Source organism: Klebsiella sp. CSG-1, assembly GCF_056521145.1.
The window spans coordinates 1-26,763 of sequence record NZ_JBWNLD010000009.1 but is presented as its reverse complement, the minus strand read 5'-3'; the positions used below and the strand labels follow the sequence as shown (position 1 = coordinate 26,763).

The 26,763-nt window shown below is 54.9% G+C and carries 29 protein-coding genes; 12 read left to right on the top strand and 17 right to left on the bottom strand.

The genetic code is table 11. The features are described from left to right. Positions 1 to 9: 9 nt before the first annotated feature. Entirely contained in the window at positions 10 to 1,035 is a 1,026-nt protein-coding gene (purR, locus tag AC007G_RS20300) for an HTH-type transcriptional repressor PurR (RefSeq protein ID WP_004862740.1), read from the bottom strand. Positions 1,036 to 1,330: 295 nt separating this feature from the next. Between purR and cydH the strand changes: the two genes are divergently transcribed. Both cydH and AC007G_RS20290 read left to right on the top strand, forming a co-directional pair. Beyond that, positions 1,331 to 1,420, top strand: coding sequence for a cytochrome bd-I oxidase subunit CydH (gene cydH, locus AC007G_RS20295; RefSeq protein ID WP_004862736.1), 90 nt, complete (start codon positions 1,331 to 1,333; stop codon positions 1,418 to 1,420). Between the two features lie 163 nt (positions 1,421 to 1,583). Further along, on the top strand, positions 1,584 to 2,744 hold the full coding sequence (locus AC007G_RS20290; protein WP_032687384.1) for an MFS transporter: 1,161 nt from the start codon (positions 1,584 to 1,586) through the stop codon (positions 2,742 to 2,744). Between the two features lie 45 nt (positions 2,745 to 2,789). Here AC007G_RS20290 and sodB read toward each other — a convergent pair whose 3' ends face one another. Beyond that, positions 2,790 to 3,371 carry a superoxide dismutase [Fe] gene (sodB, locus tag AC007G_RS20285; protein ID WP_032687386.1) on the bottom strand — a complete coding sequence of 194 codons (582 nt, stop codon included), beginning with the start codon at positions 3,369 to 3,371 and terminating at the stop codon, positions 2,790 to 2,792. A 298-nt stretch (positions 3,372 to 3,669) separates the two neighbouring features. On the opposite strand from sodB, the gene AC007G_RS20280 reads away from it, so the two are divergent. Continuing rightward, positions 3,670 to 4,161 carry a GNAT family N-acetyltransferase gene (locus AC007G_RS20280; RefSeq protein WP_032687387.1) on the top strand — a complete coding sequence of 164 codons (492 nt, stop codon included), beginning with the start codon at positions 3,670 to 3,672 and terminating at the stop codon, positions 4,159 to 4,161. 39 nt (positions 4,162 to 4,200) lie between these two features. Here AC007G_RS20280 and AC007G_RS20275 read toward each other — a convergent pair whose 3' ends face one another. Beyond that, positions 4,201 to 5,079: a C40 family peptidase gene (locus AC007G_RS20275; RefSeq protein ID WP_136894864.1), complete on the bottom strand. Its 879-nt coding sequence runs from the start codon at positions 5,077 to 5,079 to the stop codon at positions 4,201 to 4,203. Positions 5,080 to 5,416: 337 nt separating this feature from the next. On the opposite strand from AC007G_RS20275, the gene grxD reads away from it, so the two are divergent. Then, positions 5,417 to 5,764: a monothiol glutaredoxin 4 gene (gene grxD, locus AC007G_RS20270; RefSeq protein WP_004862717.1), complete on the top strand. Its 348-nt coding sequence runs from the start codon at positions 5,417 to 5,419 to the stop codon at positions 5,762 to 5,764. A 52-nt stretch (positions 5,765 to 5,816) separates the two neighbouring features. On the opposite strand, the gene rnt is transcribed toward grxD, so the two are convergent. The 4 genes from rnt to AC007G_RS20250 form a co-directional block, all read right to left on the bottom strand. After that, on the bottom strand, positions 5,817 to 6,464 hold the full coding sequence (gene rnt / locus AC007G_RS20265; protein WP_032687390.1) for a ribonuclease T: 648 nt from the start codon (positions 6,462 to 6,464) through the stop codon (positions 5,817 to 5,819). A 106-nt stretch (positions 6,465 to 6,570) separates the two neighbouring features. Next, entirely contained in the window at positions 6,571 to 6,978 is a 408-nt protein-coding gene (gloA, locus tag AC007G_RS20260) for a lactoylglutathione lyase (protein ID WP_004862713.1), read from the bottom strand. A 244-nt stretch (positions 6,979 to 7,222) separates the two neighbouring features. Further along, complete coding sequence (gene nemA, locus AC007G_RS20255) at positions 7,223 to 8,320, bottom strand: alkene reductase (RefSeq protein WP_133959461.1); 1,098 nt, start codon at positions 8,318 to 8,320, stop codon at positions 7,223 to 7,225. 53 nt (positions 8,321 to 8,373) lie between these two features. Next, positions 8,374 to 8,973 (bottom strand): TetR/AcrR family transcriptional regulator, encoded by a 600-nt coding sequence (locus tag AC007G_RS20250; protein WP_032696034.1) that lies wholly within the window; start codon positions 8,971 to 8,973, stop codon positions 8,374 to 8,376. Positions 8,974 to 9,111: 138 nt separating this feature from the next. On the opposite strand from AC007G_RS20250, the gene AC007G_RS20245 reads away from it, so the two are divergent. Both AC007G_RS20245 and AC007G_RS20240 read left to right on the top strand, forming a co-directional pair. Then, positions 9,112 to 9,351 carry a DUF1289 domain-containing protein gene (locus AC007G_RS20245; RefSeq protein WP_032687394.1) on the top strand — a complete coding sequence of 80 codons (240 nt, stop codon included), beginning with the start codon at positions 9,112 to 9,114 and terminating at the stop codon, positions 9,349 to 9,351. Positions 9,352 to 9,399: 48 nt separating this feature from the next. Continuing rightward, on the top strand, positions 9,400 to 10,296 hold the full coding sequence (locus tag AC007G_RS20240) for an aldo/keto reductase (RefSeq protein ID WP_032696035.1): 897 nt from the start codon (positions 9,400 to 9,402) through the stop codon (positions 10,294 to 10,296). Positions 10,297 to 10,430: 134 nt separating this feature from the next. Here the strand turns inward: AC007G_RS20240 and AC007G_RS20235 are convergent, their stop codons facing one another. From AC007G_RS20235 to AC007G_RS20225, 3 genes are read right to left on the bottom strand one after another with little or no spacing between them, the layout of a single operon-like run. Further along, complete coding sequence (locus AC007G_RS20235) at positions 10,431 to 12,461, bottom strand: FUSC family protein (RefSeq protein WP_132467971.1); 2,031 nt, start codon at positions 12,459 to 12,461, stop codon at positions 10,431 to 10,433. Further along, entirely contained in the window at positions 12,461 to 13,357 is an 897-nt protein-coding gene (locus tag AC007G_RS20230) for an efflux RND transporter periplasmic adaptor subunit (RefSeq protein WP_032687397.1), read from the bottom strand. The genes AC007G_RS20235 and AC007G_RS20230 overlap by 1 nt, the downstream gene beginning before the upstream one ends. Before the next feature lie 10 nt (positions 13,358 to 13,367). Beyond that, entirely contained in the window at positions 13,368 to 13,604 is a 237-nt protein-coding gene (locus AC007G_RS20225; protein WP_032687398.1) for a DUF1656 domain-containing protein, read from the bottom strand. 172 nt (positions 13,605 to 13,776) lie between these two features. Here AC007G_RS20225 and slyA point away from each other — a divergent pair, with 172 nt between their 5' ends. Continuing rightward, on the top strand, positions 13,777 to 14,217 hold the full coding sequence (gene slyA, locus AC007G_RS20220; protein ID WP_032687399.1) for a transcriptional regulator SlyA: 441 nt from the start codon (positions 13,777 to 13,779) through the stop codon (positions 14,215 to 14,217). A 1,121-nt stretch (positions 14,218 to 15,338) separates the two neighbouring features. Here slyA and slyB read toward each other — a convergent pair. Beyond that, complete coding sequence (slyB, locus tag AC007G_RS20215) at positions 15,339 to 15,806, bottom strand: outer membrane lipoprotein SlyB (RefSeq protein ID WP_032687400.1); 468 nt, start codon at positions 15,804 to 15,806, stop codon at positions 15,339 to 15,341. A 267-nt stretch (positions 15,807 to 16,073) separates the two neighbouring features. Here slyB and anmK point away from each other — a divergent pair, with 267 nt between their 5' ends. From anmK to pdxY, 5 genes are all read left to right on the top strand, one after another. After that, entirely contained in the window at positions 16,074 to 17,198 is a 1,125-nt protein-coding gene (anmK, locus tag AC007G_RS20210; RefSeq protein ID WP_032687401.1) for an anhydro-N-acetylmuramic acid kinase, read from the top strand. Between the two features lie 92 nt (positions 17,199 to 17,290). Further along, entirely contained in the window at positions 17,291 to 17,614 is a 324-nt protein-coding gene (mliC, locus tag AC007G_RS20205) for a C-type lysozyme inhibitor (RefSeq protein WP_032687402.1), read from the top strand. Positions 17,615 to 17,671: 57 nt separating this feature from the next. Then, positions 17,672 to 18,328, top strand: a complete 657-nt coding sequence (gene pdxH, locus AC007G_RS20200; RefSeq protein WP_015584201.1) for a pyridoxamine 5'-phosphate oxidase — start codon at positions 17,672 to 17,674, stop codon at positions 18,326 to 18,328. A gap of 242 nt (positions 18,329 to 18,570) precedes the next feature. Next, positions 18,571 to 19,845, top strand: coding sequence for a tyrosine--tRNA ligase (tyrS, locus tag AC007G_RS20195; RefSeq protein WP_032687404.1), 1,275 nt, complete (start codon positions 18,571 to 18,573; stop codon positions 19,843 to 19,845). 61 nt (positions 19,846 to 19,906) lie between these two features. Further along, positions 19,907 to 20,767: a pyridoxal kinase PdxY gene (gene pdxY / locus AC007G_RS20190; protein WP_047665012.1), complete on the top strand. Its 861-nt coding sequence runs from the start codon at positions 19,907 to 19,909 to the stop codon at positions 20,765 to 20,767. 46 nt (positions 20,768 to 20,813) lie between these two features. On the opposite strand, the gene gstA is transcribed toward pdxY, so the two are convergent. From gstA to rsxD, 6 genes are all read right to left on the bottom strand, one after another. Continuing rightward, positions 20,814 to 21,416, bottom strand: coding sequence for a glutathione transferase GstA (gene gstA, locus AC007G_RS20185; RefSeq protein ID WP_032687409.1), 603 nt, complete (start codon positions 21,414 to 21,416; stop codon positions 20,814 to 20,816). A gap of 105 nt (positions 21,417 to 21,521) precedes the next feature. Further along, positions 21,522 to 23,027 (bottom strand): dipeptide/tripeptide permease DtpA, encoded by a 1,506-nt coding sequence (gene dtpA, locus AC007G_RS20180; protein ID WP_032687410.1) that lies wholly within the window; start codon positions 23,025 to 23,027, stop codon positions 21,522 to 21,524. A gap of 599 nt (positions 23,028 to 23,626) precedes the next feature. Next, positions 23,627 to 24,262, bottom strand: a complete 636-nt coding sequence (nth, locus tag AC007G_RS20175) for an endonuclease III (RefSeq protein ID WP_032696038.1) — start codon at positions 24,260 to 24,262, stop codon at positions 23,627 to 23,629. Continuing rightward, the gene (locus AC007G_RS20170; RefSeq protein WP_085397445.1) at positions 24,259 to 24,963 is read right to left on the bottom strand and encodes an electron transport complex subunit E; all 705 of its coding nucleotides are present in this window, start codon (positions 24,961 to 24,963) and stop codon (positions 24,259 to 24,261) included. The genes nth and AC007G_RS20170 overlap by 4 nt, the downstream gene beginning before the upstream one ends. A 3-nt stretch (positions 24,964 to 24,966) precedes the next feature. Next, complete coding sequence (gene rsxG, locus AC007G_RS20165) at positions 24,967 to 25,587, bottom strand: electron transport complex subunit RsxG (protein WP_046852357.1); 621 nt, start codon at positions 25,585 to 25,587, stop codon at positions 24,967 to 24,969. Between the two features lie 9 nt (positions 25,588 to 25,596). Beyond that, positions 25,597 to 26,649, bottom strand: a complete 1,053-nt coding sequence (gene rsxD / locus AC007G_RS20160; protein ID WP_032699678.1) for an electron transport complex subunit RsxD — start codon at positions 26,647 to 26,649, stop codon at positions 25,597 to 25,599. Positions 26,650 to 26,763: the final 114 nt, after the last annotated feature.

Genomic DNA, 26,763 nt, shown 5'->3' with positions numbered 1-26,763 from the left:
CACGGGCGATTAGCGACGGTAGTCGACGAACGGGCCGTCTACGACGGAGCGGCGCTCTACCAGCCGCGGGTGAACCTCGATCGACTGTGACTCTTCGCGCTTGTTGACGATACGATCCATCAGCATATTGAAGGCCGCTTCCCCCAGCGAATCTTTCGGCTGGTGGATGGTGGTCAGCGCCGGGCTGAAATAGCGGGCGTTACGCACGTTATCATACCCGATCAGCGAAATGTCCTGCGGCACGCGTAGCCCCATCTCATCCGCAGCGCAGATTGCGCCCATCGCCATGATGTCGCCGCCGCAGAAGACCGCCGTCGGGCGATGCTGCTGGCTGAGGATCTGCTGCATTGCGCGGTAGCCGGATTCAGGCTCGAAGTCTCCCTGCACAATCCAGCTTTCCGGAACGGCGATCTGCGCTTCTTCCATGGCTTTCATAAAGCCCGCCAGGCGCCCGGCGCCGGTGTTACGCTCCAGCGGACCCGGGATCACGCCGATTTCACGATGGCCGCGTTCCACCAGATAGCGACCGGCCATATAACCGCCCTCAAAGGCGTTATCGATGACCGAATCGGTAAAGTCGGCTTTGGATTCACCCCAGTCCATTACCACCATCGGAATATGGCGGTACTCTTCCAGCATGCTGAGCACCGATTCCGGATATTCAGAACACATAACCAGCAGGCCGTCGACGCGCTTTTGCGCCATCATCGACAGATAGGCCTGCTGCTTTTCGAGATCGTTCCACGCATTGCCCAGAATCAGGGTATAGCCTTTCTGGAAACAGCTCTTTTCTACGGCTTCAATAATCTCAGCGAAATAGGCCGCTTCGCTGCTGGTGGCCAGCAGGCCAATCGATTTGGTGTGATTAACCTTCAGGCTGCGAGCAACGGCACTGGGGGAATAGTGCAGCTCTTTGATCGCCGCCCACACGGCGTTGCGGGTTTCTTCCGCCACGAAACGGGTTTTGTTAATTACATGTGACACTGTTGTAGTGGAAACGTTTGCGCGCTTCGCTACATCTTTAATTGTTGCCATTACTTCTCACTCCAGACCTTGACCTGATCGTCTGATTATCGATACGTAAACGTTTGCCTATACACACCCTGAATACAATTTTCAACATTGCATCACGTCGGGAAAACGACACAGAACGACAGGAAGGGGTCAATGGCCGATACGCTTTCAAATTAGCGTGGGATTTTGTCCGATCTTGCGGCAAAGGGGAAGAGCAAAAATGTGCATCACCCTAAAACATGGAAGATTTTTGCGCTATATTGTGCAAAAATGAGCAAGCTCACTTTTCATGTGGGGATAACTGGGGGAAAAATTGATGGATACAGATTTAAAGTTTTCGCTGACGACAACGATTATTGTCCTGGGTCTGATCGTGGCCGCCGGCCTGACCGCGGTGCTGCACTGATTTATCCGGGGGAGAGGGCTCTTTCCCCCGATGTCCCGCCATTATTATCAATTTCGCAAAAATCTTTTGCCATTTCGTTTACTTTTGTTTTTTTGTGATTGATGTCATGCTTTTGACTTCTGATGAGATACCGTCGCCGATGACGGTCTGCTGGAGTCATTGAATGAAAATCAACTTTCCCTTGTTAGCGCTGGCGATAGGCGCGTTTGGTATTGGCACCACGGAGTTTTCCCCGATGGGGCTGCTGCCGGTGATTGCCAAAGGTGTCGACGTGTCAATTCCGGCGGCGGGAATGCTGATCAGCGCGTATGCGATCGGCGTGATGGTCGGTGCGCCGCTGATGACTTTGCTGCTCTCTCATCGCGCGCGCAGAAATGCGCTGATTTTTCTGATGGCTATCTTTACGCTGGGGAACATTCTCTCCTCAATGGCGCCGGATTACACCACGCTGCTGATTTCGCGCATTATCACCAGTCTTAACCACGGCGCTTTCTTTGGCCTCGGGTCGGTGGTGGCGGCGAGCGTGGTGCCGAAACACAAACAGGCCAGCGCGGTGGCGACCATGTTCATGGGCTTGACTATCGCTAATATTGGCGGCGTTCCGGCGGCGACATGGCTTGGCGAGACCATCGGCTGGCGGATGTCGTTCCTCGCGACGGCAGGTCTGGGGCTGGTGGCGATGGTCAGCCTGTGGTTTTCGTTGCCCAAAGGCAGCGCTGGCGAGCGTCCGAACGTAAAACAGGAGCTCTCGGTGCTGGTTCGTCCGCAGGTGCTCTCCGCATTGCTGACCACCGTGCTGGGGGCCGGCGCGATGTTTACCCTCTATACCTATATTTCACCGGTGCTGCACACCATTACGCACGCCTCACCGCTGTTCGTCACCGCCATGCTGGTGTTGATTGGCGTCGGCTTTTCACTGGGTAACTACCTCGGCGGTAAATTCGCCGACCGTTCCGTCTCCGGGACGCTGAAGGGTTTTCTGCTGCTGCTGATGGTTATCATGCTGGCGATTCCGCTGCTGGCGCAGACGCAGCTGGGAGCCGCAATCAGTATGGTGGTCTGGGGGGCGGCGACCTTCGCCGTGGTTCCACCGCTGCAAATGCGGGTGATGCGAGTGGCTCATGAAGCACCGGGTCTCTCTTCGTCGGTCAATATCGGAGCGTTTAACCTCGGCAATGCGCTGGGTGCGGCAGCCGGTGGCGCGGTGATTTCTGGCGGACTGGGCTATGCCTTTGTGCCGGTGATGGGAGCGATCATTGCCGGTGTGGCGCTGCTGCTGGTGCTGTTCGGCGGGCGTTCGCAGCCGGAAGAGGCGTTGGTCTGACAGTCGGTATATTCGCAGAAGGGTTGCCCCTTCTGCGTTAGCGTTTTAGGCCGCCAGATTGGCTGCCACAAACTTCCAGTTTACCAGCGCCCAGAAGTGCGCCAGATAGTCAGGACGGGCGTTGCGGTAGTCGATGTAATAGGCATGTTCCCAGACATCCACGGTCAGCAGCGGTTTGGCGTCGCCGGTCAGCGGCGTGCCAGCGTTGCTGGTGGAGACAATGCTCAGGCTGCCATCGCTATTTTTAACCAGCCATGTCCAGCCTGCGCCAAAGTTCTTCGCTGCCGCGTCGGTAAACTTCGCTTTGAACTCTGCGAAGCTGCCGAAGGATTGATTGATGGCGGCTGCCAGCTCACCTTCCGGCTCGCCGCCCGCATTCGGCGCGAGGCAGTTCCAGTAGAAAGTATGGTTCCAGACCTGGGCCGCATTGTTAAAGATGCCGCCTTCAGAAGCGCGGACGATCGCTTCTAAAGATTGACCTTCAAACGCGGTGCCTTTGATCAGGTTGTTGAGGTTGGTGACATAGGCCTGGTGATGTTTGCCGTAGTGGTATTCCAGGGTTTCTGCGGAAATGTGCGGCGCCAGGGCGTCTTTTGCATACGGTAATGCAGGTAATTCAAACGACATTGTTACTCTCCTTATAACTTCTTGTTTTCTAGCTCACATTCAAAGGATGTTTTACCATCCAGAACAGCATGTACTGTCCCTCGCCGGGGCGAGTGCAACAGGTTTTTATTGTGATCGGAATGCTAACACTTGCAGAAGGGAGTTAAAAGCCTTGCAATGATAAAGGGTATATTTAACAAACTTACCCGGCTAAGCCTTCGCCGGAGCGCAAGGCATCGCATTTCAACAGGGCAGGTTGATCGCTGTTGCCGTTGAAATATAAAGTGATTAGTGAATATCCATTTTGCAGAGGTCTGTTTTGTCTAACATAGTCTATCGCCAGGCGACTCTGGCCGACGTCGAACGCTGTTTTGAAATTGAAACGACCGCATATGAAGGGGATGAAGCGGCCACTCGTGAAAAGATTGCCACCCGAATCCAGCAGTACCCGGAAGGATTTCTTTGCATGGAACGGCAAGGAGAGGTCATTGGCTTCATTAATTCAGGGTGTGCGTGGGAAGTCGTGATGTCGGATGAAGCCTTCAAGGAGCTGGTCGGGCACGATCCTCGCGCGCCGAATGTCGTGATTATGTCTGTCGTCGTTGATCCTGAACACCAGGGAAAAGGGTATTCGACTGCTCTGATGGAGCGCTTTATCCGGCAGATGGCGCAGGCGCAAAAGAGCGCCATTCACCTGATGTGCAAAGACCGACACGTGGCCCTGTATGAGAGATTTGGTTTTCGCTACGAGCGGCCTTCCGCCTCGGATCATGGCGGCATGTCCTGGCATGAGATGAGCCTGACATTATAGTGAGGAGAGTTGACCTGCCGCAGACGCGGCAGGTCAGGCTCAGCGAATGGTTTTGGGGGTCATCACCCGGCGTGCGCCGACATAGTGGCGAATCCAGTAATCTTCGCTTAATGAGGTGATCTGGATGTCGCGGCCGGTACGCGGCGACTGAATAAACTTGCCGTTGCCAACGTAAACGCCGACGTGATCGGCGGTGCCGCGCCCACGGGTGCGGAAGAAGACCAGATCGCCGCTCTGCAGCTCGCCGCGATCGACCGGACGGGCATCGCGCAGATGATACATCTCATTGGCGGTGCGCGGAATGCGGATTTTTACCAGATCCTTATAGGCGTAGTAGACCAGCCCACTGCAGTCGAAACCGGTACGCGGCGAAGTTCCGCCCCAGCGATACGGTTTGCCAATCTGATCCATTAACTTCGACATAGCGGTGCTTTGTGCTCTCTGCACGCGGGCTTTATGCGCATCCGCCAGGGTCAGCGGCGGTTCTTCCGCGATTGTTTTGCAGCGTTTTTTGTAACCTTTACGCACGACGCATTTACTCTGCACGCTGGCCATGACCGGGGCCGGTTCAGCGGCTGGCGCGATCGATTTCGCACACTGCTTTTTATACCCTTTACGCAAAACGCATTTTTTGGTGCCGGCGGCCTGACGGTTCAATGCCGTCTGGCTGGATGCGGTGGTGCGAGTGGGGTGTCGGGTGCGGGTGGCCGTTGAGGCTTTCTTGCTGGCGGTTTTGGTTGTGGACTTCGTTTTCTGACTGCTGGCTTTTTTCTTACGTTCTGTAGTGCCTTTCGCCGCATGCGCTTTTGGCGTGGCGGAGGTGTGCGTATGCCCTGAAGCATGCGCCAGTGGTGTAAATGAGATAGATGTAAACAGTAATGCACAGAGCGAAATCGCGATTTTGTTTAGCCGCGCCACTGAGCAATCCCCTGATTAATGACAGATATGTACCCATACCTGACGGTGAATGACAAAACCCAACGATTCTAAAGCATAAAAACCCGGAAAGTTAATACTCTTTTGTATCTAAAGTGTCGTTTGATTAACAATTGCAAAAAATTATCTCAGACATTAACCACCTTGTACGCGAAATGTACAGCGATACCGCTTTTACGCGGCCAAAATGATATTTTTAAGGCAACTTCTGACCACAGAAGATAAAATATAATGAGTGAAAAAAATGTTATTATCTGTCCTGCGTTCAGGACGCTACAATGACAAATTACTGCCGTATAGAAGTTAAGGAAGCATGACAATGAGCACGACTGTAGAAAAAATCCAACGTCAAATCGCTGAAAACCCGATCCTGCTGTACATGAAAGGGTCTCCGAAACTGCCAAGCTGCGGTTTTTCCGCTCAGGCTGTGCAGGCGCTGTCTGCATGCGGCGAGCGTTTTGCCTACGTTGACATCCTGCAGAACCCGGATATCCGCGCGGAACTGCCGAAATATGCGAACTGGCCGACCTTCCCGCAGCTGTGGGTTGATGGCGAGCTGGTTGGCGGTTGCGACATCGTGATTGAAATGTATCAGCGCGGCGAACTGCAGCAGCTGATCAAAGAAACGGCGGCAAAGTACAAGACCGACGAGCCGAAAGCTGAATAAGTCTGCCGCCAGTAAAAAAGCGACTTCCTGCGAAGTCGCTTTTTTTTGTCTCTTACTCTTGTCCGGCAAGCGGTAATGGCCAGCCGCCAAGACGTTTCCAGCGGTTGACGATTTCGCAAAACAGCTGCGCCGTCTGCTCGGTATCATACAGCGCAGAGTGCGCCTTGCTGCCATCAAACGCCATTCCGGCGGCCAGGCAGGCTTTGGACAGCACCGTCTGGCCGAGCGCCAGTCCACTCAGCGCCGCGGTATCAAACGTCACGAACGGATGAAACGGATTACGTTTGAGTCCGGCGCGTTCGGCGGCGGCCATCGTAAAGGTGAGATCGAACGTCGCGTTGTGCGCCACCATGATGGCACGATTACAATCGTTATCCTTAATTCCCTTGCGGACCATTTTAAAAATGGCGTGTAGGGCGTCGTATTCGCTCACCGCGCCGCGCTCAGGATCGTTCGGATTGATGCCGTTAAAGGCCAGCGCTTCAGGCTGCAGATTGGCGCCTTCGAAAGGTTCAACATGAAAATGCAATGTCTCGTCCGGCATTAACCAGCCTTGCTCATCCATTTTCAACGTAATGGCGGCGATCTCAAGCAGGGCGTCGGTTTTAGCATTAAACCCGGCGGTTTCTACATCAATCACCACGGGGTAGAAACCACGAAAACGGTCGCACAGACCATTAAGTTGAACGTTCTCGGACATCTGATTCTCTTAACTGGAAAAAAGTAGCGCGCATTATGGCAAATTTTGCCGCGCCTTGCAGCAGGAAGGGGAAAAACAGCGGGCGCCGATGAGCGCCCGAAGCAGGTTAGTTGCCAAGGCCTTTGCCGGCGTCTTTCTCTTCAATCAGTTCGATTTTGTAACCGTCCGGATCTTCAACGAAAGCGATAACCGTGGTGCCGCCTTTCACCGGACCCGCTTCGCGGGTGACGTTGCCGCCGTTCTGGCGAATACGCTCGCAGGCTTCGGCGGCGTTATCCACGCTCAGCGCGATATGACCGTAAGCGCTGCCGAGGTCGTATTTGTCAACGCCCCAGTTGTAAGTCAGCTCGATAACCGCCGTATCGCTTTCCTCGCCGTAGCCGACGAAGGCCAGCGAGTATTTGTATTCGGTATTTTCGCTGGTACGCAGCAGCTTCATGCCCAGCACGTTGGTGTAAAACTCGATAGAACGTTGCAGGTCGCCAACGCGCAGCATAGTGTGAAGTAAGCGCATAGTTTTTATACTCCTTGTTTACAGCCTCTTAGCAGAGACCGTATGTGCAATTGTCTGAATAGCGTAACAAAACGGACAAGGCGTTTCATACCCCTGAGCACTATATCGTAAAAAGGCCGCCATTTCAGGCGGCCCTTACGCCGATCTTTCTTGTCGCATCCGCGGACGAGATGAGTGCGTCCTGGATGTGCAGTCAGTTACCACAAAATACGATAGCGGCTAACCGTCGCGATACCCGGCGGGATTACAACGTCGGGTAATCGGTGTAGCCTTCCGCGCCGCCGCCGTAGAAGCTTTCAGGGCGCTGCGGGTTCAGCGCGGCCTTGTGCTGCAGACGAGCGACCAGATCGGGATTGGCGATATAGTCACGACCGAAGGCCACCGCATCAATTAAGCCTTTGCTGATCAGATCGTTGGCTTTTTCTACCGTGTAGGCACCGGCGCCGATAATCGCGCCCGGGAAGCGATCGCGCACTTTTTGGCGGAATGCGTCGCTGTACGGCTGGCCGCCGGCCCAGTCCGGCTCGGACATGTGCAGATAGGCAATGCCGCGTTTTGCCAGCTCTTCAATCAGATACAGCGCATCGGCTTCTTCGTTCGGGCCATTATCGACATTCTGGAAACTGCCGATTGGTGACACGCGGATCCCGATGCGATCGGCGCTCCACTCTTTGCTGACGGCATCCACAACTTCCAGCACCAGGCGCGCACGGTTTTCAACGCTGCCGCCGTATTGATCGGTACGGTGGTTAGAAGAAGGGGACAGGAACTGATGCAGCAGGTAGCCATGCGCAGAGTGCAGCTCTACAAGGTCAAAACCGGCATCGCGGGCATTGCCGACCGCCTGGCGGAAATCATCGACGATCCCCGGGATCTCATCGAGCTCCAGCGCACGCGGCATGGAGGTATCGACGCGAATGGCGTGGCCATGTTCATCGCGCAGGGAGGTACGGGTGCCCGCACTGATAGCAGAAGGCGCAACCGGCGCTTCGCCGCCGGGCTGCAGGGAGTTGTGGGAAATACGACCGGTGTGCCACAGCTGCACGGCGATACGGCCATGTTCAGCGTGAACGCCGGCGGTAATTTTCTGCCATGCCGCGATCTGTTCCGGGCTGTGCAGGCCCGGAGCGCCGGCGTAGCCTTTTGCCTGGGCGGAAATCTGCGTGGCTTCGGAGATGATCAGTCCGGAGCTGGCACGTTGACGATAGTACTCGGCCATTAACGGTGTCGGGATATCGCCTGGTTCGATACTGCGCAGACGCGTCAGCGGAGCCATAAATACGCGGTTAGGTACAGTTATTGCACCGACTTTCAGTGGAGAAAACAGTTTTGATTCGGACATAATGACTCCTGAGTAGACCGGTCGTCTTGTAATTCGTTAAATAAAAACGCCTGTTAAACGTCAGGCGCTGCAATAATCTGTCTGGCATGGGCAAGGGCGCTTTCCAGCGGCATTGCACTGCGGGTAATCTTGGCCTGCAAATTGGCCCCCAGCCACAGGGAGTAAAGCACCTGGGAGAGGGTAAAAGCATCGCCGTTAAATGTCAGGCTCCCTTCCTGGCGACCCTTTTCCAGCGCTTCGCCCAGCAACGTAATAATCTGGCTGGCGCCTTTGTTCATCTCTTCGCGCATGGATTCAGACAAATCGCACACTTCAGCGGAGAGTTTCACCGTCAGGCAACCGCTGATAATACCCTGTTGGCAAAACTGCGTCAGGGTATGCTGGTAGTAAGCCAGCAGACGGTCGCGATAGTTCCCTTCGCCGTGAGCAAAATGGTCAACCAGGCGGCGGATATAGCCAGCATAGTGATGTTCAAGCAGCGCGACGCCGTAAGCTTCCTTAGAGCGAAAATAGTGGTAGAAAGAACCTTTCGGCACTTCCGCTATTTTCAGCAGTTCGCTCAGGCCCATTCCGGTAAAACCGCGGTGCATGCACAGCTGTTCGCCGGTCACCAGAATATGTTCGCGAGTATCGTATTCACAATGTTTGTTCATGGCGCTCACTGTAATAGACCGATTGGTCTAATGCAAGCGGAAAAATGTCGCCCGGGGCAGAGGCTGAACAACAAAAGTTGCGAAGCAGAGTTGAAACGTCTTCAATAAAAGACACAGAAGAGTCGCCGGAGGCGTGGAGTGGCAGAGCAGCTGGAGTTTTTCCCGGTACAGAGTCCATGCCGGGGAATTTGTCAGTCGGACGAACGTGGATTTTGTCGCGGTTGCTTTCGTAGTCGTGAAGAGCGTTTTCACTGGCAAACAATGAGTGATGCCCAGAAGCAGGACGTGCTGCGCCTGTGCCGTCAGCGTCTGTTGCGCAAATTACGCGCGAATAAACCGCAGGCCGAGGAAGAACCACAGCAGCCTTCACTGTTTTAATGGCAAAATTGCGTATACTCAACACACTTTTTTGTTGAGGACGTTGTTATGGTTCAGCGTATTGCTATGGCCCCGCAGGGGCCGGAATTCTCGCGTTTTGTTATGGGCTACTGGCGTTTGATGGACTGGAATATGTCCGTGAACGAGCGGGTCAGCTTTATTGAGCAGCACCTGGATCTGGGCGTGACTACCGTCGATCACGCGGATATTTACGGCGATTATCAGTGCGAAGCGGCTTTTGGCGAAGCGCTGAAGCAGGCTCCGCATCTGCGCGGTCGCATGGAAATCGTCAGCAAGTGTGGGATTGCCACTAAAGCCCGCGCCGAAAATACCATCGGCCACTACATCACCGACCGCGATCATATCGTCTTAAGTGCCGAGCAGTCCTTGCGCAATCTGGCGACCGACCATCTTGATTTGCTGCTGATTCACCGCCCGGATCCGTTAATGGATGCGGATGAGGTGGCGGAAGCCTTCCTCGCACTGCATCACAGCGGTAAAGTTCGCCACTTTGGCGTCTCCAACTTTACGCCGGCGCAGTTTACGCTGCTGCAATCGCGTCTGCCGTTTACTCTGGCCACCAACCAGGTTGAAATCTCTCCGGTACACCAGCCGCTGCTGCTGGATGGTACGCTGGATCAGCTGCAGCAGCTGCGTATCCGGCCGATGGCCTGGTCCTGCCTCGGCGGCGGGCGGTTGTTTAATGATGAAAGCTTCCAGCCGCTGCGTGATGAGCTGGCGCAAGTGGCTCAGGAGCTGAATGCTGAGAGCATCGAGCAGGTGGTTTATGCGTGGATCCTGCGTCTGCCGTCGCAGCCGTTACCGATTATCGGCTCCGGTAAAATCGAGCGTGTTCGCTCTGCCGTGGTGGCCGAAAAACTGAATATGTCTCGTCAGCAGTGGTTCCGCATCCGCAAAGCTGCGCTGGGTTATGACGTGCCATAACTGACTGGCGCCGCCTTCGCAATGGCTGTCCCGGTCGGCGACGAACCGGGATGGCCCTGCCGGAGGCGTTGTTTGCCGCTGTCTTCTCGCCATCACGCCACAGCGCTTCGCTGAAAATCAGAACGCATTCCGTTTTACGAGGCGCTCGCTCTCTCCGTTATCGTCCCGACCGCAGGTGCCTGCTCAAGCTGAGACAGGGCGCAATACAGCCGCCAGATCACGGCCGCCAGCTCTTTTGCTGCCGGCTGATGATGATGGTTCAGCGTGTCGCAAATTCGCTGTAGCTCCTGCAAGGTTGAGGCCAGGGGGCGTTGCTGGACCCCGCGTTCGCTCATGACATCCCGGAGCAGACTGATGCATAAATCCCGCACCTGCGAGAGCGGGTCAGAACGGGTTTCCCACTCGCGAAGCTGCCAGACCACGTGCGAACAGTTAAGCAGCACCACGCCCCAGCGCAGCAGCCAGCGGCGCGCCTGGGCATCCTGGCTGTTACTTAACTGACTGATATGATGGTAGACCAGCGATTCAAACTCGTGTTCGCTATGCTGAGGGCGGCGGCTCAGCTGATCGACAAAGTGACGGCGTAACGCTTTTATGTGCCGGCGGCTCTTACGCGCATCGGAACCGGGGCTGATCACGGCAAAAGCAAGCCAGGCAAAGCCGACGCCAATGATTTTTCCAAGATTGTCGTTGAGGAACGAGGCAAAGTCGTAGACCGGCGGGTTGGTCACCGAAATAAACGACCCCATGAACACAATCAATTGTCCCCACAGACCCGCCAGCTTGGGCATTTGCAGCTTAAGCAGTTGCATGGTGGTCAGTAGCGGGAAAAGGAACAGCAGGAACTGCCACAGGTCGGTTATCTGTACCATCAGTCCGAATTTCACCCCGAAGCTGAATATCGACAGCAATATCAGCGTACGCATCAGCAGGGTCAATGATTTGAACGGCGAGGGTGAGACCGAGTAAAGCACGCAGCAAATTGCTGCCAGGGTGAGCGCGGCGGCGCACGACTGCCATTGGGTGCTGATACCCCAGGCGCCTACCGCAACCAGCGCGCAGAACGTTCTGATGCCGTTCCACAACGCTTCGGCCTGATCGGTATGACGAGCTAACGCCGGGGCGGAAGGAACATTAAATTCGGCGATTACCGAGGCGTTTTCCACGCGCTGGAGCCAGCGACTGCTGTCCAGATACAGGCGGCAGAAGTAGCGCAGGCGCTTCCAGAACGCGAGATGGCGATAGTCGGCATCGGCGGGAGGCGCCAGCGGGGCGATTATCCGTGCGACAGCGTAAAAATCGGCCCGTGGATTGGCCAGCGCGATAAGCAGCGTTTCCAGTACTTCGCGGGTCTGCGCCGGCGCGGCCGGCCAGTTAACCAACATCCGCCGCAGGCTGGAGATGACGCTGGTCAGCCGCAGCTGCTGGTGGAGTAAATAGTTCAGCAGCGGGTTCTGACGACGAAAACGGTAATGACTCCAGAAGGCCTGAATACGCAGCAGGTTCATGGTCAGGATTTGCCCGATCACGCTTTCGTGGGCGGTGCGAATGGCATCGGTGGTTTCCGGCACCCACAGCAGACTGGCGTGCTCAAGCAGGCGAGCATGCATATTTTTCAATGCCGTCAGCAGCGCAGTGCCATCCGACGTACTGGGCATGATCATCATCATCAGCCCGCCGCACAGGATGCCGACGATAACCTCGCAAACTCGCGACTGCGCGATAGTCCACAGCTCGTTGGCGTCGGTAATGTTGATAACCGGAAAGGCGATAATGGCGCAGGTATAGCCGGCGAGCTGGAAAGCGTAGGCCACGTTGTTGGTATACATTGCGCAGGCCCAGGTACAGAGCGCAATCCACGCCGAAATGCTGAATAAAAATAGCCAGGGGTCGTTTAGCGTATGTCCGGCGAGCAGCAGCGCGGCACAGGCGCCGAGCAGGCTTCCGGCAATGCGTCCGAAGCTCTTACTGATCACGCCACCGACCGTCGGAAAACTGACGACGGCGGCAGAGGTCATCGCCCAGTAAGGCTCATCAAGATCCAGCCAGTAAGCAATACTCAGCGCGAGACACATCGCGATGCCGTTACGCAGGGCATAGCGCCACTGCGGACGGCTGGCTTTAACCCAGGGAAGAGCACGCCATGACGGGACCTGCAGCTTCATCAGGGTTCGCCAATTGAGACGGTGCAGGTGGTCCCGGAAACCAGCGTCGTATCCGCAGGCAAACCGTTGAGTTCGATGCGCACCGGTACGCGCTGGGCCAGACGAACCCACGGGATATTCGGTTTAATATTGGCAACCAGGCTGTTCCCGCCTTCAATACTTTGGTCGACGATGGCACGGCCAATACTGGATACGTGACCCTGTAACGTTTGCTTGCTGCTGTACAAAACTATCTGCGCACTATCGCCAGCGCGAATATGGCGCAGCTTGGTCTCTTCAAAGTAACCAATGACATAAAATGAATTGCTATCGACAAGGGCGAAAACCGGATGGCCTGCCGAGGCATAGTCGCCCACGCGGGTCGTTAAGTTTGTCACCCAGCCATCTACCGGCGATTTCACGGCCGTCTGACCAAGCTGCCATTGCGCGTGCTCCAGACTGGCCTGCGCCACGCCGACCACCGCTTTGGCGGCCTCAAGGTTGGTCGTCGCAGTGTTCAGCGCGGTATTGGCGCTTTCCAGATCTTCGGCGGAGATTGCCTCTTGCGAAAGATGACGACGACGACGGGCATCACTGGCCGCTTTCGTTTGCTCCGCTTTGGCTTTGGCCATTTCCGCTTGCGCTTTCGCGAGCTGCGCTTCGGCGTTGAGAGCGGCAATACGATAAGGGGTGTCATCGATCCTGAACAGAACGTCGCCGGCTTTGACTAACTGGTTATCGCGAACGTTTAGCTGGAGGATGCTGCCGGAGACCTGCGGCGTGATGCTGACCTGTTCGGCGCGTACTTTGCCATCCCGGGTCCAGGGGGATTGCGTGTAATAGTTCCAGACCAGCCAGGCGGCAATGATCGCGAGTGCGGCGACCAATAAGGTCGAGAGGTATTTGAGTTTTTTCATGTCGTGAACATTACCAGGCAGTCAGTAAAACCAGAGCCAGACACACAGAGAGTGCAAACAGGGACAGATCCATCAGCAAGGGATGCCAGATATCGCCGGCATACATCCAGTCGCGCAGCTGGCGGTGAATAACCAGCCAGATAAAAAATCCCAGCAATACGGCTTTAAACAGGGGAGGAAAGTAAATTGACGCACCGAATACCAGGTCCTGGAGCGACAATCCGGAAGTGTTAAGACTCAGTTTCACAAGCAAAAATCCTTTGCCATTGCAGGGAGAATGTTCAGAGCATGCTACTATTACACATTGTAAATCATTGTTTTGAATTTGGTGTATCAGGTAATTCATTTGTTTTGATTATTCAAATGCTGCACACTATTCTAAAATCAGTATAATAACTTAGCAAGCTAATTATAAGGAGATGAAATTGGAATCGCCACTGGGTTCTGATCTGGCACGTTTAGTGCGCGTCTGGCGCGCGCTGATCGACCATCGCCTGAAACCTCTGGAGTTAACGCAGACGCATTGGGTCACGCTGCACAATATTCATCAGCTGCCTCCTGAGCAGTCGCAGATTCAACTGGCGAAAGCTATTGGTATCGAGCAACCCTCACTGGTGCGTACGCTGGATCAGCTGGAAGAGAAAGGTCTTATTTCTCGCCAGACTTGTGCAAACGACCGGCGCGCGAAACGAATCAGGTTAACGGAAAAAGCGGAGCCGCTGATCAACGAAATGGAAGAAGTGATCGGCAAGACGCGTGATGAGATTCTGTCTGGTGTGTCGGCAGAAGAAGTCGCAACGCTGCTCAATTTAATCCGTAAACTGGAACAAAATATCCTCGATCTTCAGGCAAAAGATTAATTTATTCAGGGCCCTGAGCGTTCAAGGCCCTTTTTTTATCTTCGGTTATGCCAGGCGTCAGTTAGCCATCTGATTCCCTCCGCCGTTCCTGGCCTGATACATGGCGGCATCGGCTCGTTTTTCGCCTGACGGAGACGTTCTGCCCCCGTCAGTCTTCATGAACCGTACTGACCAGCAGGAGAGCGGTGAGGCTATCAAGGGGTGGCTGCAATTATAGCGCCGGCCCAGCGAATCGTGGGTCCAGTTTTGACAGCAATAATTTATCCCTGAATTCCCGACAGAGGTTAAACACATCACACCGTAAATAAATAAGGTACCGGGCATTGCACCGAAGGGGGCTTTTGCGACTGGTGTCTGCCATCAACAGGAAAAGCAAAAAAATAATACGCTGTGCAGAAGATTCACCGCAGCAAACTATATTGTGTGGCCGCGGTAAAATAATAATGCGGTATATATAACCTTCCGCTGGCCTGAATGAAATAATGAGCAGGGAGTAATACTTCCGGCAAAAGCAATACACAATACCAGAATAAGCGGATGTGCCTGCCGGGGGAGTTTTCGCTATGGCGACAGGTGGAGAAAATGCGAGCGGTGATAAACAGTCGCATCGTATTCGTTAAGAACAGCCTCTCGTTAGCCTGACAGGCCTGCCGCCCCAGCCTCAGACGCTGCGAATGGTCAGGCCCAGGGATTTTCTGGCATAGCCGTCAGCCTAAAGCAAGAAAGCGTGACGCGGAGTATGAATAAAAAAGTGAATCCGCGGGGCGTGGAGTCAAAATCGATATACGATTCATTAATGTGGCCCGAAATAAACCTGTCTCTTTCATGAAAACAGCGCTGCAGACGAAGTGGATGAAATTTTTCACGCCGTGCTGAAGAATAATACGCATGGCTGTTGAAAACAATATCCATCTTTTGAGACGGCGCGAGAAGTGTGACGGAATAAGATGACAAAGCCGTTATGAGCTGACGGTGAGCGAACATGGGGTTGCCCGAGCACGGTGTTTTTATATAACAGCGGTGCTGCCGAGTTCTTTTTTCAGACACTACCGGACACGGTTTTGATATTAACCAGAGGGAGAAGCAGGGCGGCCATAAAGACCGCACTGAGAGGTTCAAACTTAACGTGGGGAGACGGTAACCTGGCTGCCGCTGCCGGCAATCGCCACGCGCTGGCCGACAGAGAACGGCGTGCTACCCTGTTTCTGCACCACCAGGATGGTATTGCCGTCATCTTTACGGATTTCCAGCTCAACGCCCTGAGTTTTGTTCATTGCGCCCTGTACACCCTGTCCGGCTACGCCGCCGGCGACCGCGCCTGCTGCGGTGGCCAGAGAGCGGCCGGTACCGCCGCCGATGGTATTACCGAGGAAACCACCAAGCACCGCACCACCGATAGCACCGATAGCATTGCTGTCATCACCGCTCTGGATCTGTACTGCGCGGGTATGAACAATGGTCCCGTAGGTGACGCTTTGCACCTGTTTGGCTTCCGATGCGGAGTAAACGTCTCCGGAGAGGCCGCTGCTGCTCACGCAACCTGCAAGCGATAAACCAATCATCGAGACAGCCAAAACACGTAAAATCATTTATGAATCTCCTTCACCGAATAGTGTTCTGTTGAACGTCCATGCGTTCAATTATATGGCATTTCATCGTCGGCTGGCATACTTCCAGCATGGACCAGACAAAAAATAATAATCCGCTCCTCTTCAACTTAACATAAACATAAGTTCTTTACGTAATGCGCAATCTTTCGCGCTTTAGTGTTAATAAACGTTAGTGCACCGTAGCATTGCCCTCTTCTTTATGATGGAGTGTGAGGCATACGAGAGTCATGGAATGAAGGAAGGCGTATGAAATCAGGTCACTTTATCGGCGTAATGTCCGGAACCAGCCTCGATGGCATTGATGTGGTTCTGGCGGCAATCAACGAAAGCGTAGTGGCGCAGCAGGCCAGTCTGTCGTACCCCATTCCGGTGGCAATAAAAGAGGATATTCTGGCCATCTGCCAGGGGCAAACGCTGACGTTATCCCAGCTCGGTCAGCTGGATACGCGTCTGGGGCGCTTATTTGCCGATGCCGTGCTGGCTCTTATGCGTCAGGAGAATGTGCAGCCGACGGATATTGTCGCTATCGGTTGTCATGGGCAAACGGTATGGCACGAACCAACGGGCGAAGCGCCGAATACGCTGCAAATCGGTGATAACAACCAGATAGCCGCCCATACCGGCGTGACGGTGGTGGGGGATTTTCGGCGTCGTGATATGGCGCTTGGCGGTCAGGGAGCACCGCTGGTTCCGGCTTTCCACCATGCGCTGTTGGCGCATCCCGTCGAGCGGCGGATGGTGCTCAATATCGGCGGGATCGCCAACCTGTCGCTGTTGGCGCCGGGCGTGCCGGTCCGCGGCTATGACACCGGACCGGGTAATATGCTGATGGATGCGTGGATCTGGCGTCAGTGTGGAAAACCCTACGATAAAGACGCGCAGTGGGCCAGCGAAGGCAAGGTGCTGCTACCGCTGCTACAAAACATGCTCAGCGATCCGTGGTTTGCGCTACCGGCGCCGAAAAGCACCGGACGTGAATATTTCAACTACGGCTGGCTGGAGCGCCATCTGGCTCGTTTCCAGGGGCTGCGTCCGCAGGATGTGCAGGCGACTCTGGCAGAACTGACGGCGGTGACCATCGCGGAACAGGTGCTGCTGAGCGGCGGCTGTGAACGTCTGCTGGTGTGCGGCGGCGGCGCGCGTAATCCGCTGCTGATGGCGCGGCTGGCAGCGCTGTTGCCGGGTACGGAGGTGTCTACGACCGATGCGGCTGGTATCAGCGGCGATGATATGGAAGCGCTGGCATTTGCCTGGCTGGCATGGCGGACGATGTCCGGACTCCCCGGTAATCTCCCGTCGGTCACCGGCGCTTGTGAAGCCACTGTGCTCGGGGCCATTTTCCCCGCAAACCGGCCGCAGAATCAGAGTTAACTGAAACACCTGTTTTTTATTTACCGGTAAACTGGATGAAGTTAACGGGGGGCGATTTGCCCTCCTGGACCGGGATAGTCGAAGGCAAACGAATGAAAAAAATCCTTATTGCTGTAGTACCCTTTATGCTCGCAGGCTGTAGCTACTATAACCAGTTTGTGGAGCGGATGCAGACGGATACCCTGGAGTATCAGTGCGATCAGAAACCGCTGACCGTGCACATCAACAATACCCGGCAGATTGCCAGCTTTATCTATGACAACCAGCAGTTGAATCTGGCACAGGGGCTTTCGGCATCAGGCGCGCGCTACACCGACGGCGTGTATGTCTTCTGGTCGAAAGGCGACAGCGCCACCGTTTACAAGCGCGATCGCGTTGTGCTGGAAAACTGTCAGCTGCAGACGGCCAAACGTTGAGATTTCCGGCCCGGGGGCGCACAATGACGCCACCCGATGACTATTTTCTCACTTGCCATGTCTGATAACGACGAATTGCAGCAAATCGCGCATCTGCGCCGAGAGTATACCCGTGGCGGCCTGCGCCGCCGCGATCTTCCCGCCGAACCGCTGACTTTATTTGAGCGTTGGCTCAGACAAGCCTGCGACGCCCGGCTGGCCGACCCGACGGCAATGGTCGTCGCCACCGTTGACGAAAACGGCCAACCTTACCAGCGAATTGTTCTGCTTAAGCACTATGACGAAAAAGGGCTGGTGTTTTATACCAACCTCGGAAGTCGCAAAGCCCACCAGATCGAAAACAATCCTCGCGTGAGCCTGCTTTTTCCGTGGCACATGCTGGAGCGTCAGGTGATGGTGACTGGCAAGGCGGAGCGCCTGTCAACGCTGGAAGTGGTGAAGTATTTCCACAGCCGCCCGCGCGACAGCCAGATTGGCGCCTGGGTCTCCCAGCAGTCAACCCGCATCTCAGCCCGCGGTATCCTGGAAAGTAAGTTCCTGGAGCTGAAACAGAAATTCCAGCAAGGCGAAGTGCCGCTGCCGAGCTTCTGGGGTGGATTCCGCGTGAATATTGAGCAGATGGAATTCTGGCAGGGCGGTGAACACCGTCTGCACGATCGTTTTTTATACCAGCGCGACAACAGCGCGTGGAAAATCGATCGTCTGGCCCCGTAATCCCTGAAATTTGTTGTGTTAAGCGCTGGTGCTGGATGGGCTGGCGCTTTATTCTATAGACTTCATTTTTCAAGCTGCGTCTTTGTTGGCTGTGCCGGCTTATTCCGGCCGTTTGCTTGCGTAAGTCTCCGTACTTGCCGCCTTGAGGCAACTTGAATGATTTTGCATAGATGTTTTTTTTTCGCGTCTGGCGAAAAGTCGTGTACCGGCAAAGGTGCAGTCGTTTATACATGGAGAATTTGATGGCAAGCAGTAACTTGATTAAACAATTGCAAGAGCGGGGGCTGGTAGCCCAGGTGACGGACGAGGAAGCGTTAGCAGAGCGACTGGCGCAAGGCCCGATCGCGCTCTATTGCGGCTTCGATCCAACCGCTGACAGCTTGCATTTGGGGCATCTTGTTCCATTGTTATGCCTGAAACGCTTTCAGCAGGCAGGCCATAAGCCTGTGGCGCTGGTGGGGGGAGCAACCGGTCTGATTGGTGACCCGAGCTTTAAAGCCGCCGAGCGTAAACTGAACACCGAAGATACCGTGCAGGAGTGGGTGGATAAAATTCGCAAACAGGTCGCGCCGTTCCTCGACTTTGATTGCGGTGACAACTCGGCCATTGCCGCGAATAACTACGACTGGTTTGGCAGCATGAACGTGCTGACCTTCCTGCGTGATATCGGCAAGCACTTCTCCGTAAACCAGATGATCAACAAAGAAGCGGTTAAGCAGCGTCTGAACCGCGACGATCAGGGCATCTCGTTTACCGAGTTCTCCTATAACCTGCTGCAGGGTTACGACTTCGCGTGTCTGAACAAGCTGCATGGCGTGGCGCTGCAGATTGGCGGTTCCGATCAGTGGGGCAATATCACCTCCGGCATCGACCTGACCCGTCGTCTGCACCAGAACCAGGTGTTTGGTCTGACCGTTCCGCTGATCACCAAAGCCGATGGCACCAAGTTCGGTAAGACCGAAGGCGGCGCGGTATGGCTGGATCCGAAGAAGACCAGCCCGTACAAATTCTACCAGTTCTGGATCAACACCGCGGATGCTGACGTTTATCGCTTCCTGAAGTTCTTCACCTTTATGGACATTGCCGAGATCAATGCGCTGGAAGAAGAAGATAAAAACAGCGGTAAGGCCCCGCGCGCGCAGTACGTGCTGGCCGAGCAGGTCACCCGTCTGGTACATGGCGAAGAAGGGCTGGTAGCAGCAAAACGCATTACCGAAAGCCTGTTTAACGGTAATCTGAGCGACCTGAGCGAAGCCGACTTCGAACAGCTGGCGCAGGATGGCGTGCCGATGATTGAGCTGGAAAAAGAGGCCGACCTGATGCAGGCGCTGGTGGATTCCGAGCTTCAGCCATCGCGTGGCCAGGCGCGTAAGACTATCGCCTCTAACGCCGTCACCATCAACGGTGAAAAACAGTCCGACCCGGAATATGTATTTAATGACGGCGATCGTCTGTTTGGTCGCTACACCTTACTGCGTCGCGGTAAGAAAAATTACTGTCTGGTCTGCTGGAAGTAATTGCGTAAAGGCAGGGGCGTGGGAAACCACGCCCCTTATTTTTTGCTGTCAGGTACACAAGATGAAGAACATCCTCGCCATCCAGTCCCACGTTGTGTTTGGTCACGCCGGCAATAGTGCCGCAGAGTTTCCGATGCGCCGCCTTGGCGCGAACGTCTGGCCCCTTAATACCGTTCAGTTCTCCAACCATACGCAGTACGGGAAATGGACCGGTTGCGTGATGCCGCCTGCGCATCTGACCGAAATCGTTCAGGGGATTGCTGATATTAATCAGCTGCAGCGTTGTGATGCGGTATTGAGTGGCTATCTGGGCTCCGCCGAACAGGGTGAACATATTCTCGGTATCGTGCGTCAGGTAAAAGCGGCCAATCCGGCGGCGAAATATTTCTGCGACCCGGTGATGGGACACCCTGAGAAAGGCTGCATCGTCGCACCCGGCGTGGCGGAGTTTCACGTCCGCTACGCGCTGCCGGCGAGCGACATTATTGCCCCCAACCTGATTGAGCTGGAAATCCTCTGCGGTCATCCGGTGGCGAACGTTGCACAAGCCGTCTTAGCCGCGCGCGAGCTGATTGCGCAGGGTCCGCAGGTGGTGCTGGTTAAACATCTTGCCCGCGCCGGGTTGAGTATGGACCGGTTCGAAATGCTGCTGGTGACGGCTGATGAAGCCTGGCATATCAGCCGCCCGCTGGTGGATTTTGGCCTGCGTCAGCCGGTTGGCGTCGGCGATGTCACCAGCGGATTGCTGCTGGTTAAACTGCTGCAGGGGGCTCTGCTTCGCGATGCGCTGGAGCATGTGACCGCGGCGGTGTATGAAATTATGCTGGCCACGAAAAATATGCAGGAGTACGAGCTGCAGGTGGTTGCCGCACAGGAACGTATTGCGCAGCCGGAGCACTACTTTAGCGCCACGCAGCTTTAACCTTAAAACTGCCCGGCCTCGCAGCCGGGCAGATAATGTCTGGCGATTAAACCCCTTCCGCCGCCAGCGCCGCGGCCACCGATGGACGAGCGGCCACGTGTTTCATCCAGGCCTCGATATTGCTGTAACCTGTCATATCCAGCTTCACGGCCCTGGTCCAGCGCAGTACGGTAAACAGGTAGCCATCAGCGATGGTGAAACGATGCCCGTTCAGCCACTGCTTCTCCTTCAGCGACTCATCAATATAATGCAGCTTCTTCTCCAGCTGAGCGCGCACGATCGGTTTGTAATCTTCCGGAGTGTCCGGGCGGAAAAGCGGCGTAAAGCTTTTATGCAGTTCCGTCGCGACATAGTTCAGCCACTCCAGTGTCTGGTAGCGCGCAATGGTGCCCACCGGCGCCAGCAGCTGGCGATCCGGCACCTGATCGGCAATGTATTGCATAATGGCGACGCCTTCCGTGAGCAGGATATCGTCGTCAAGGAGCAGCGCCGGAACCTGTCCCTTCGGGTTGATCTGCAGATAGTCCTCACCGTTTTCCAGGCGCTTCTTCTGCAGGTCGACGCCTTGTAAGGTGAAGTCCAGTCCGCTTTCGCGCAGGGCGATATGTGATGCAAGGGAACAGGCGCCGGGTTTGTAGAACAGTTTCATCAGTAACTCCTCGTGGCTGCAGTTTTCTGTATGTTAGCCCAGGGGTAAAAAAAAAGCCGCTAACAAAACGTTAGCGGCCTAAATTTATTGGTTTTCCCGAAGCGCTTAAGCGGTTGCCGTATCGCGAGCTTTGCTCACTGAGTCGTCATCCTGGGTCATGCGGTTCAGTTTCGGTGCGATAGCAAACATCAGCACGGCGATAACTGCGGTAGCAATACCAATCTGCAGGAAGACATGGCCATATACGGCAAGAGACTGCAGCGGATCGGTCACGTTCTCCGGAACCGCCATCAGGTTGGCGACTTTACCGGCGATGATAGCGGCGCCTGCGGTAGTCAGGAACCAGCTGCCCATGATAAAGCCCATCAGGCGCTGCGGTACCAGCTGTGCCACCATCGCCAGACCCAGACCGGAAATCATCAGCTCACCGATACTCTGCAGCGCGTAGCTCAGAATCAACCAGTTAACGGAGACGATACCGGCATCGGTTGCAAATTTGGCGCCCAGCGGCAGAACGAGGAAGGCCAGCGAGCACAGCACCATGCCGATCGCAAATTTGTGCGGCATTGGCAGACGGTCGCCCATCTTGTTATAGATAGCGGCCAGAATCGGGCTGCCGATCATAATCCAGAACGGGTTCAGCGCCTGGAACTGTTCAGGCTGGAAGTCAATGCCCAGAATGGCGTGCTCAACGTTGCGGATAGCAAAGAAGTTCAGTGAAGTCGGCATCTGGCTGTAGAGGACGAAGAAGACGATCGCCTGAACCATCAGAATGAAGGCAACAATCATCTTACGACGCGCAGCCCCTTTCATCGCAATAGCTTCTTTCGCAAAAATAATCACGATACCCAGAGCCACCACGCCCAGCACCATACGGGCAATGCCCTGGTTGTGCAGCAGCCAGGTCGCAATCACCACCAGGACGATCACGCCGACGATGGTCGCCAGCAGTTTACCGAAGTGTACCGGGGCAAAGTCAGGCTTCGAACCGTAGTTTTTTACCCATTTTTTGCAGAACATGAAGTTCACCAGGGTAATCAGCATCCCGACGAAGCTCAGCGAGAAGGCGATGCTCCAGCCAAATTTCGCCGCCAGCCACGGGGTAGCCAGCATAGAGAAGAAGGAACCGATGTTGATGGACATATAGTACATCGTAAATGCGCCATCAAGACGCGGGTCATCTTTCTCATAGCAGGTCGAGAGCAGGGAAGACGGGTTAGCCTTAAACAGGCCGTTACCGACGGCGATAGTCGCCATACCCATATAAACGATAGCCGCGTCGTGTCCGGAATACGCCACCAGGGCGTAGCCGATAGCGAGGACGATGGTCCCCAGCATAATCACACGCTTAGTACCGAGCACTTTATCGCCCAGCCAGCCACCGATAGCCACGAGGCCATAAACCAGCGCGCTGAAGGAGGAGAAGAGAGTAATAGAATCCGCTTCTGACATACCCAGCTGTTTGACCAGGTAAACGGCCATGATCCCTTGCAGGCCGTAATAACCAAAACGCTCCCATAATTCGATCGAGAAGATCAGATAGAACGATTTCGGTTGTTTGAAAGCGTTCAGACTCACGCTTTCTGCTGGTTTATTGTTTGCAGTTGACACATATACCTCTTTTTTTACATCCCATATTAACGGGGGGTGTTCGGGGCGCAATCTGATAAGACCGCCGCCTTTATAGTTATTCTGGAGGGAAAACGGGAAGTAATGTTCACTATCCTGGCCGTTCAGGCAAGCGTTTTGTAATACTCTGTTACATATATCTTGGGCGTTATAATACGCCAGTCATTCAAATGTTATACAGAGTTAAATTTCACCTTTTTCACATTGGTGATATTTTTATCTGTCGGGACGGGAAAGGGATCGGATAATGGCAATATATTCTGCTGATAAGCCTTGAATATAGTGATATAGCCCATAATCCTAAAAAATGATGGGGTATTGTCCTGGTAAGTGGTGCTCTGCTATTGGAAATACTGGCTTTCCTTATCATCGTTACAACAATAATTTAACATTAAGTTGCGTGGATGATCTGGATCACAAATGTATAGAAATTTTTTCGCCACAAAAAATGATTAACCTGGATGAACGTTATATAGGCGGTTAATTGTCCTGTTGAGTGAGGAAATAGTGGCGTTAAAGGCAGGGGATTAGCGAAAAGGACAGAACCATTACCACAAGCAGGGTAATGGTTTGTCTGAATGTTATTCGTAGACTTTTTCTTTAAACTCGCACAGATCTTCAATCAGGCAGGAGCCGCAGCGGGGTTTGCGCGCAATACAGGTATAGCGGCCGTGGAGAATAAGCCAGTGGTGACAGTCGACTTTAAATTCGGCGGGAACGACCTTTAGCAGTTTTTCCTCCACCTGTTCAACGTTCTTCCCGGGGGCAAATTGTGTCCGATTGCAAACGCGAAAAATATGCGTATCCACGGCAATCGTCGGCCAGCCGAAAGCGGTATTCAGTACCACGTTGGCAGTTTTACGTCCTACGCCGGGAAGCGCTTCCAGCGCCGCTCTGTCCTCGGGAACCTCGCCATTGTGCTGCTCAAGCAGGATCCGGCAGGTTTTAATGACATTTTCAGCTTTGCTGTTAAATAACCCGATGGTTTTGATATACGATTTGACGCCATCAACACCCAGCGCCAGCATGGCTGCCGGCGTATTCGCCACGGGATAGAGCCTGGCCGTGGCTTTATTCACGCTGACGTCCGTCGCCTGCGCCGAGAGCAGTACGGCTATCAGTAATTCGAACGGCGAGCTGAAATTCAGTTCCGTTGTGGGGTGCGGGTCGTTATCCCGCAGTCTGGTCAGTATTTCCAGACGTTTGCTCTTATTCATCCCAGACTTTCCCTGTGCGCATCAACCGGCGCAGTTTGACTCGCTTCAGCTGCCTTTGCTTTACGCTGTTTGGTTCGTTCATCAATCAGGTATTTCACCGCCAGCATCATCCCTAAACCGATAAAGGCGCCCGGCGGCAGCATCGCCAGCAGGAACGGCGTATCGGTATGGAATACTTCGATCCGCAGCGCTTTCGCCCAGCTGCCCAGCAGGCTATCGGCACCATCAAACAGCGTCCCGTTGCCGAGGATTTCTCGCAGCGAACCGAGCACAAACATCGCGCAGGTCGCCCCCATACCAATGGAGAAACCATCCAGCGCCGACAGCGCCGGCCCTTTTTTGGCAGCGAACGCTTCGGCACGACCGACCACGATGCAGTTGGTCACAATCAGCGGAATAAAAATCCCCAGAGACTGATACAGACCAAATGCGTAGGCGTTAATCAGCATCTGTACGACGCTCACGACCGAAGCGATGATCATGACATAAATCGGGATACGAATTTCAGCCGGTGTCCAGCGACGCAGGCTGGAGATGGTCAGGTTGGTCAGCGTCAGCACCAGGGTTGTCGCCAGTCCCAGCCCTAACGCATTGGTGGCGGTAGAGGTCACGGCGAGGAGGGGGCACATGCCTAACAGTTGTACCAGCGCGGAGTTGTTTTTCCACAACCCCTGAACAATAACGTCTTTGACTTCGCTCATGGCTTACTCTCCACAGGACGTGAGTTCGGGAATCTGTGCGGGCAGCGTTTGCGCGTACAGGCCGGCACGCTTAACGGCGTTGACCACCGCGCGTGGGGTAATAGTGGCGCCGGTGAACTGATCGATATCACCGCCGTCTTTTTTCACGGCAAAGTGACTGTCGCCGGGGCCATGAATGACTTTACCCGCAAAGTGGGTTATCCAGTCAGACAGGCGAAGTTCAATTTTGTCGCCAAGGCCGGGCGTCTCATGATGCTCCGTCACGCGGGTTCCAAGTACGGTGCCTTTGAAATCGGCGGCAACCAGCAGCTGAATCGCACCGGAGTAACCATCGGGGGCGGTCGCTTCCATCACCACCCCGACAGGGGCGTCGTTATTTTTGGCAATCCAGATCTTATGCTGACCTTTACCGAGCGGTGGCGCAGCGACCAGATAGCAGCTCTGTAGCAAATCGTTATTATAGCGGTCCGCAGGCAAAACCTGATTGAACAGCGCTTTTTGCTGCGTCGCCGCCTGCTCAGCAATCGTCGATTTCGTCAGCTCATTGATGGCCGCGGTTAACCCGGTAGAGCCGGCGGCAAAGAGCGCCAGCGTAATGCCGTGTTTGCGCATGCTTTTTAACATCATTGGTCCTCAGCGGTGGCCATAGACGCGCGGGCGCGTGTAGTAGTCGATTAACGGAACGGTAATGTTCGCCAGCAGCACGGCAAAAGCCACACCGTCAGGATAACCGCCAAAGCTGCGGATGAGCCACACCAGCACACCGGCGAGGGCGCCGAATATCAGGCGGCCGCGGTTGGTGGTGGAAGCGGTAACCGGATCCGTTAAAATAAAGAATGCGCCGAGCATGGTCGCGCCAGAAAGCAGATGAATCTGCGGGGCAGCGAAGCTCTGCGGTGAAAACATCCAGCCCAGGGTGGCGCAGAGGGTCAGGCTAAGCAGGAAGCTCAGCGGAATATGCCAGCGAATAGTCTTCTGCCAGAGTAAAAACAGACCGCCGAGCAGATAGGCGATATTGACCCACTGCCAGCCAAGACCAGCCAGCGTGCCGCCGTAGATCGGGTACTGCAGGATCTCCTTCACCGCGTGACCGGCATGCAGCGACGTTTTAAACGTATCCAGCGGCGTGGCCTGGCTGATGCCATCGATCCCCAATCGCAGGGCGTTCATATCGTTACCGCTGGCGGTATGGCCGCTAAAAATAACCTGCAGGGCGTCGGTGAAGCCTGGCACGGTGGCCGCAATCTCATGCGGCGGCAGCCAGGAGGTCATCTGCACCGGGAATGAGATCAGCAGCACGACATAGCCAATCATTGCCGGGTTAAACGGGTTGTGACCCAGCCCTCCGTACAGCTGCTTGGCAATAATAACGGCAAAGGCGGTACCTAAAACGACCAGCCACCAGGGCGCCAGCGGCGGAATACTGATGGCCAGCAGCAAACCGGTCAGCAGCGCGGAGTTATCGGCAAGCGTGGCGGCAATATTCTGTTTCCGCAACCTGAGGATGGCGGCCTCTGTCGCCCAGGCCGTGAGGGAGGCGAGAACGAGCTGCACCACGGTTCCCCAGCCAAAGAACCAGGTCTGAACCGCGATGCCGGGTACGGCTGCGAGCAGAACCAGCAGCATAATCCGTGAGGTCTGACGCTGGTTGTGGGTATAAGGAGAGCTTGCGATTCTGAAAACCATTTATTCCTCGTTAACTGCCTGCCGGGATGCTTTCCTGGCCTGAACGCGGGCGATTGCTTCGGCGACCGCGGCTTTACGCGGGTCGTCGTTGGCGGCTGACTGGGTCATCTGTTG

Coding starts and splice junctions, on each gene's coding strand:
- purR (WP_004862740.1), bottom strand. CDS start 1,035: ATGGCAACAATTAAAGATGTAGCGAAGCGCGCAAACGTTTCCACTACA.
- cydH (WP_004862736.1), top strand. CDS start 1,331: ATGGATACAGATTTAAAGTTTTCGCTGACGACAACGATTATTGTCCTG.
- AC007G_RS20290 (WP_032687384.1), top strand. CDS start 1,584: ATGAAAATCAACTTTCCCTTGTTAGCGCTGGCGATAGGCGCGTTTGGT.
- sodB (WP_032687386.1), bottom strand. CDS start 3,371: ATGTCGTTTGAATTACCTGCATTACCGTATGCAAAAGACGCCCTGGCG.
- grxD (WP_004862717.1), top strand. CDS start 5,417: ATGAGCACGACTGTAGAAAAAATCCAACGTCAAATCGCTGAAAACCCG.
- rnt (WP_032687390.1), bottom strand. CDS start 6,464: ATGTCCGAGAACGTTCAACTTAATGGTCTGTGCGACCGTTTTCGTGGT.
- gloA (WP_004862713.1), bottom strand. CDS start 6,978: ATGCGCTTACTTCACACTATGCTGCGCGTTGGCGACCTGCAACGTTCT.
- nemA (WP_133959461.1), bottom strand. CDS start 8,320: ATGTCCGAATCAAAACTGTTTTCTCCACTGAAAGTCGGTGCAATAACT.
- AC007G_RS20250 (WP_032696034.1), bottom strand. CDS start 8,973: ATGAACAAACATTGTGAATACGATACTCGCGAACATATTCTGGTGACC.
- AC007G_RS20240 (WP_032696035.1), top strand. CDS start 9,400: ATGGTTCAGCGTATTGCTATGGCCCCGCAGGGGCCGGAATTCTCGCGT.
- AC007G_RS20235 (WP_132467971.1), bottom strand. CDS start 12,461: ATGAAGCTGCAGGTCCCGTCATGGCGTGCTCTTCCCTGGGTTAAAGCC.
- AC007G_RS20230 (WP_032687397.1), bottom strand. CDS start 13,357: ATGAAAAAACTCAAATACCTCTCGACCTTATTGGTCGCCGCACTCGCG.
- slyA (WP_032687399.1), top strand. CDS start 13,777: ATGAAATTGGAATCGCCACTGGGTTCTGATCTGGCACGTTTAGTGCGC.
- slyB (WP_032687400.1), bottom strand. CDS start 15,806: ATGATTTTACGTGTTTTGGCTGTCTCGATGATTGGTTTATCGCTTGCA.
- anmK (WP_032687401.1), top strand. CDS start 16,074: ATGAAATCAGGTCACTTTATCGGCGTAATGTCCGGAACCAGCCTCGAT.
- mliC (WP_032687402.1), top strand. CDS start 17,291: ATGAAAAAAATCCTTATTGCTGTAGTACCCTTTATGCTCGCAGGCTGT.
- pdxH (WP_015584201.1), top strand. CDS start 17,672: ATGTCTGATAACGACGAATTGCAGCAAATCGCGCATCTGCGCCGAGAG.
- tyrS (WP_032687404.1), top strand. CDS start 18,571: ATGGCAAGCAGTAACTTGATTAAACAATTGCAAGAGCGGGGGCTGGTA.
- pdxY (WP_047665012.1), top strand. CDS start 19,907: ATGAAGAACATCCTCGCCATCCAGTCCCACGTTGTGTTTGGTCACGCC.
- gstA (WP_032687409.1), bottom strand. CDS start 21,416: ATGAAACTGTTCTACAAACCCGGCGCCTGTTCCCTTGCATCACATATC.
- nth (WP_032696038.1), bottom strand. CDS start 24,262: ATGAATAAGAGCAAACGTCTGGAAATACTGACCAGACTGCGGGATAAC.
- AC007G_RS20170 (WP_085397445.1), bottom strand. CDS start 24,963: ATGAGCGAAGTCAAAGACGTTATTGTTCAGGGGTTGTGGAAAAACAAC.
- rsxG (WP_046852357.1), bottom strand. CDS start 25,587: ATGTTAAAAAGCATGCGCAAACACGGCATTACGCTGGCGCTCTTTGCC.
- rsxD (WP_032699678.1), bottom strand. CDS start 26,649: ATGGTTTTCAGAATCGCAAGCTCTCCTTATACCCACAACCAGCGTCAG.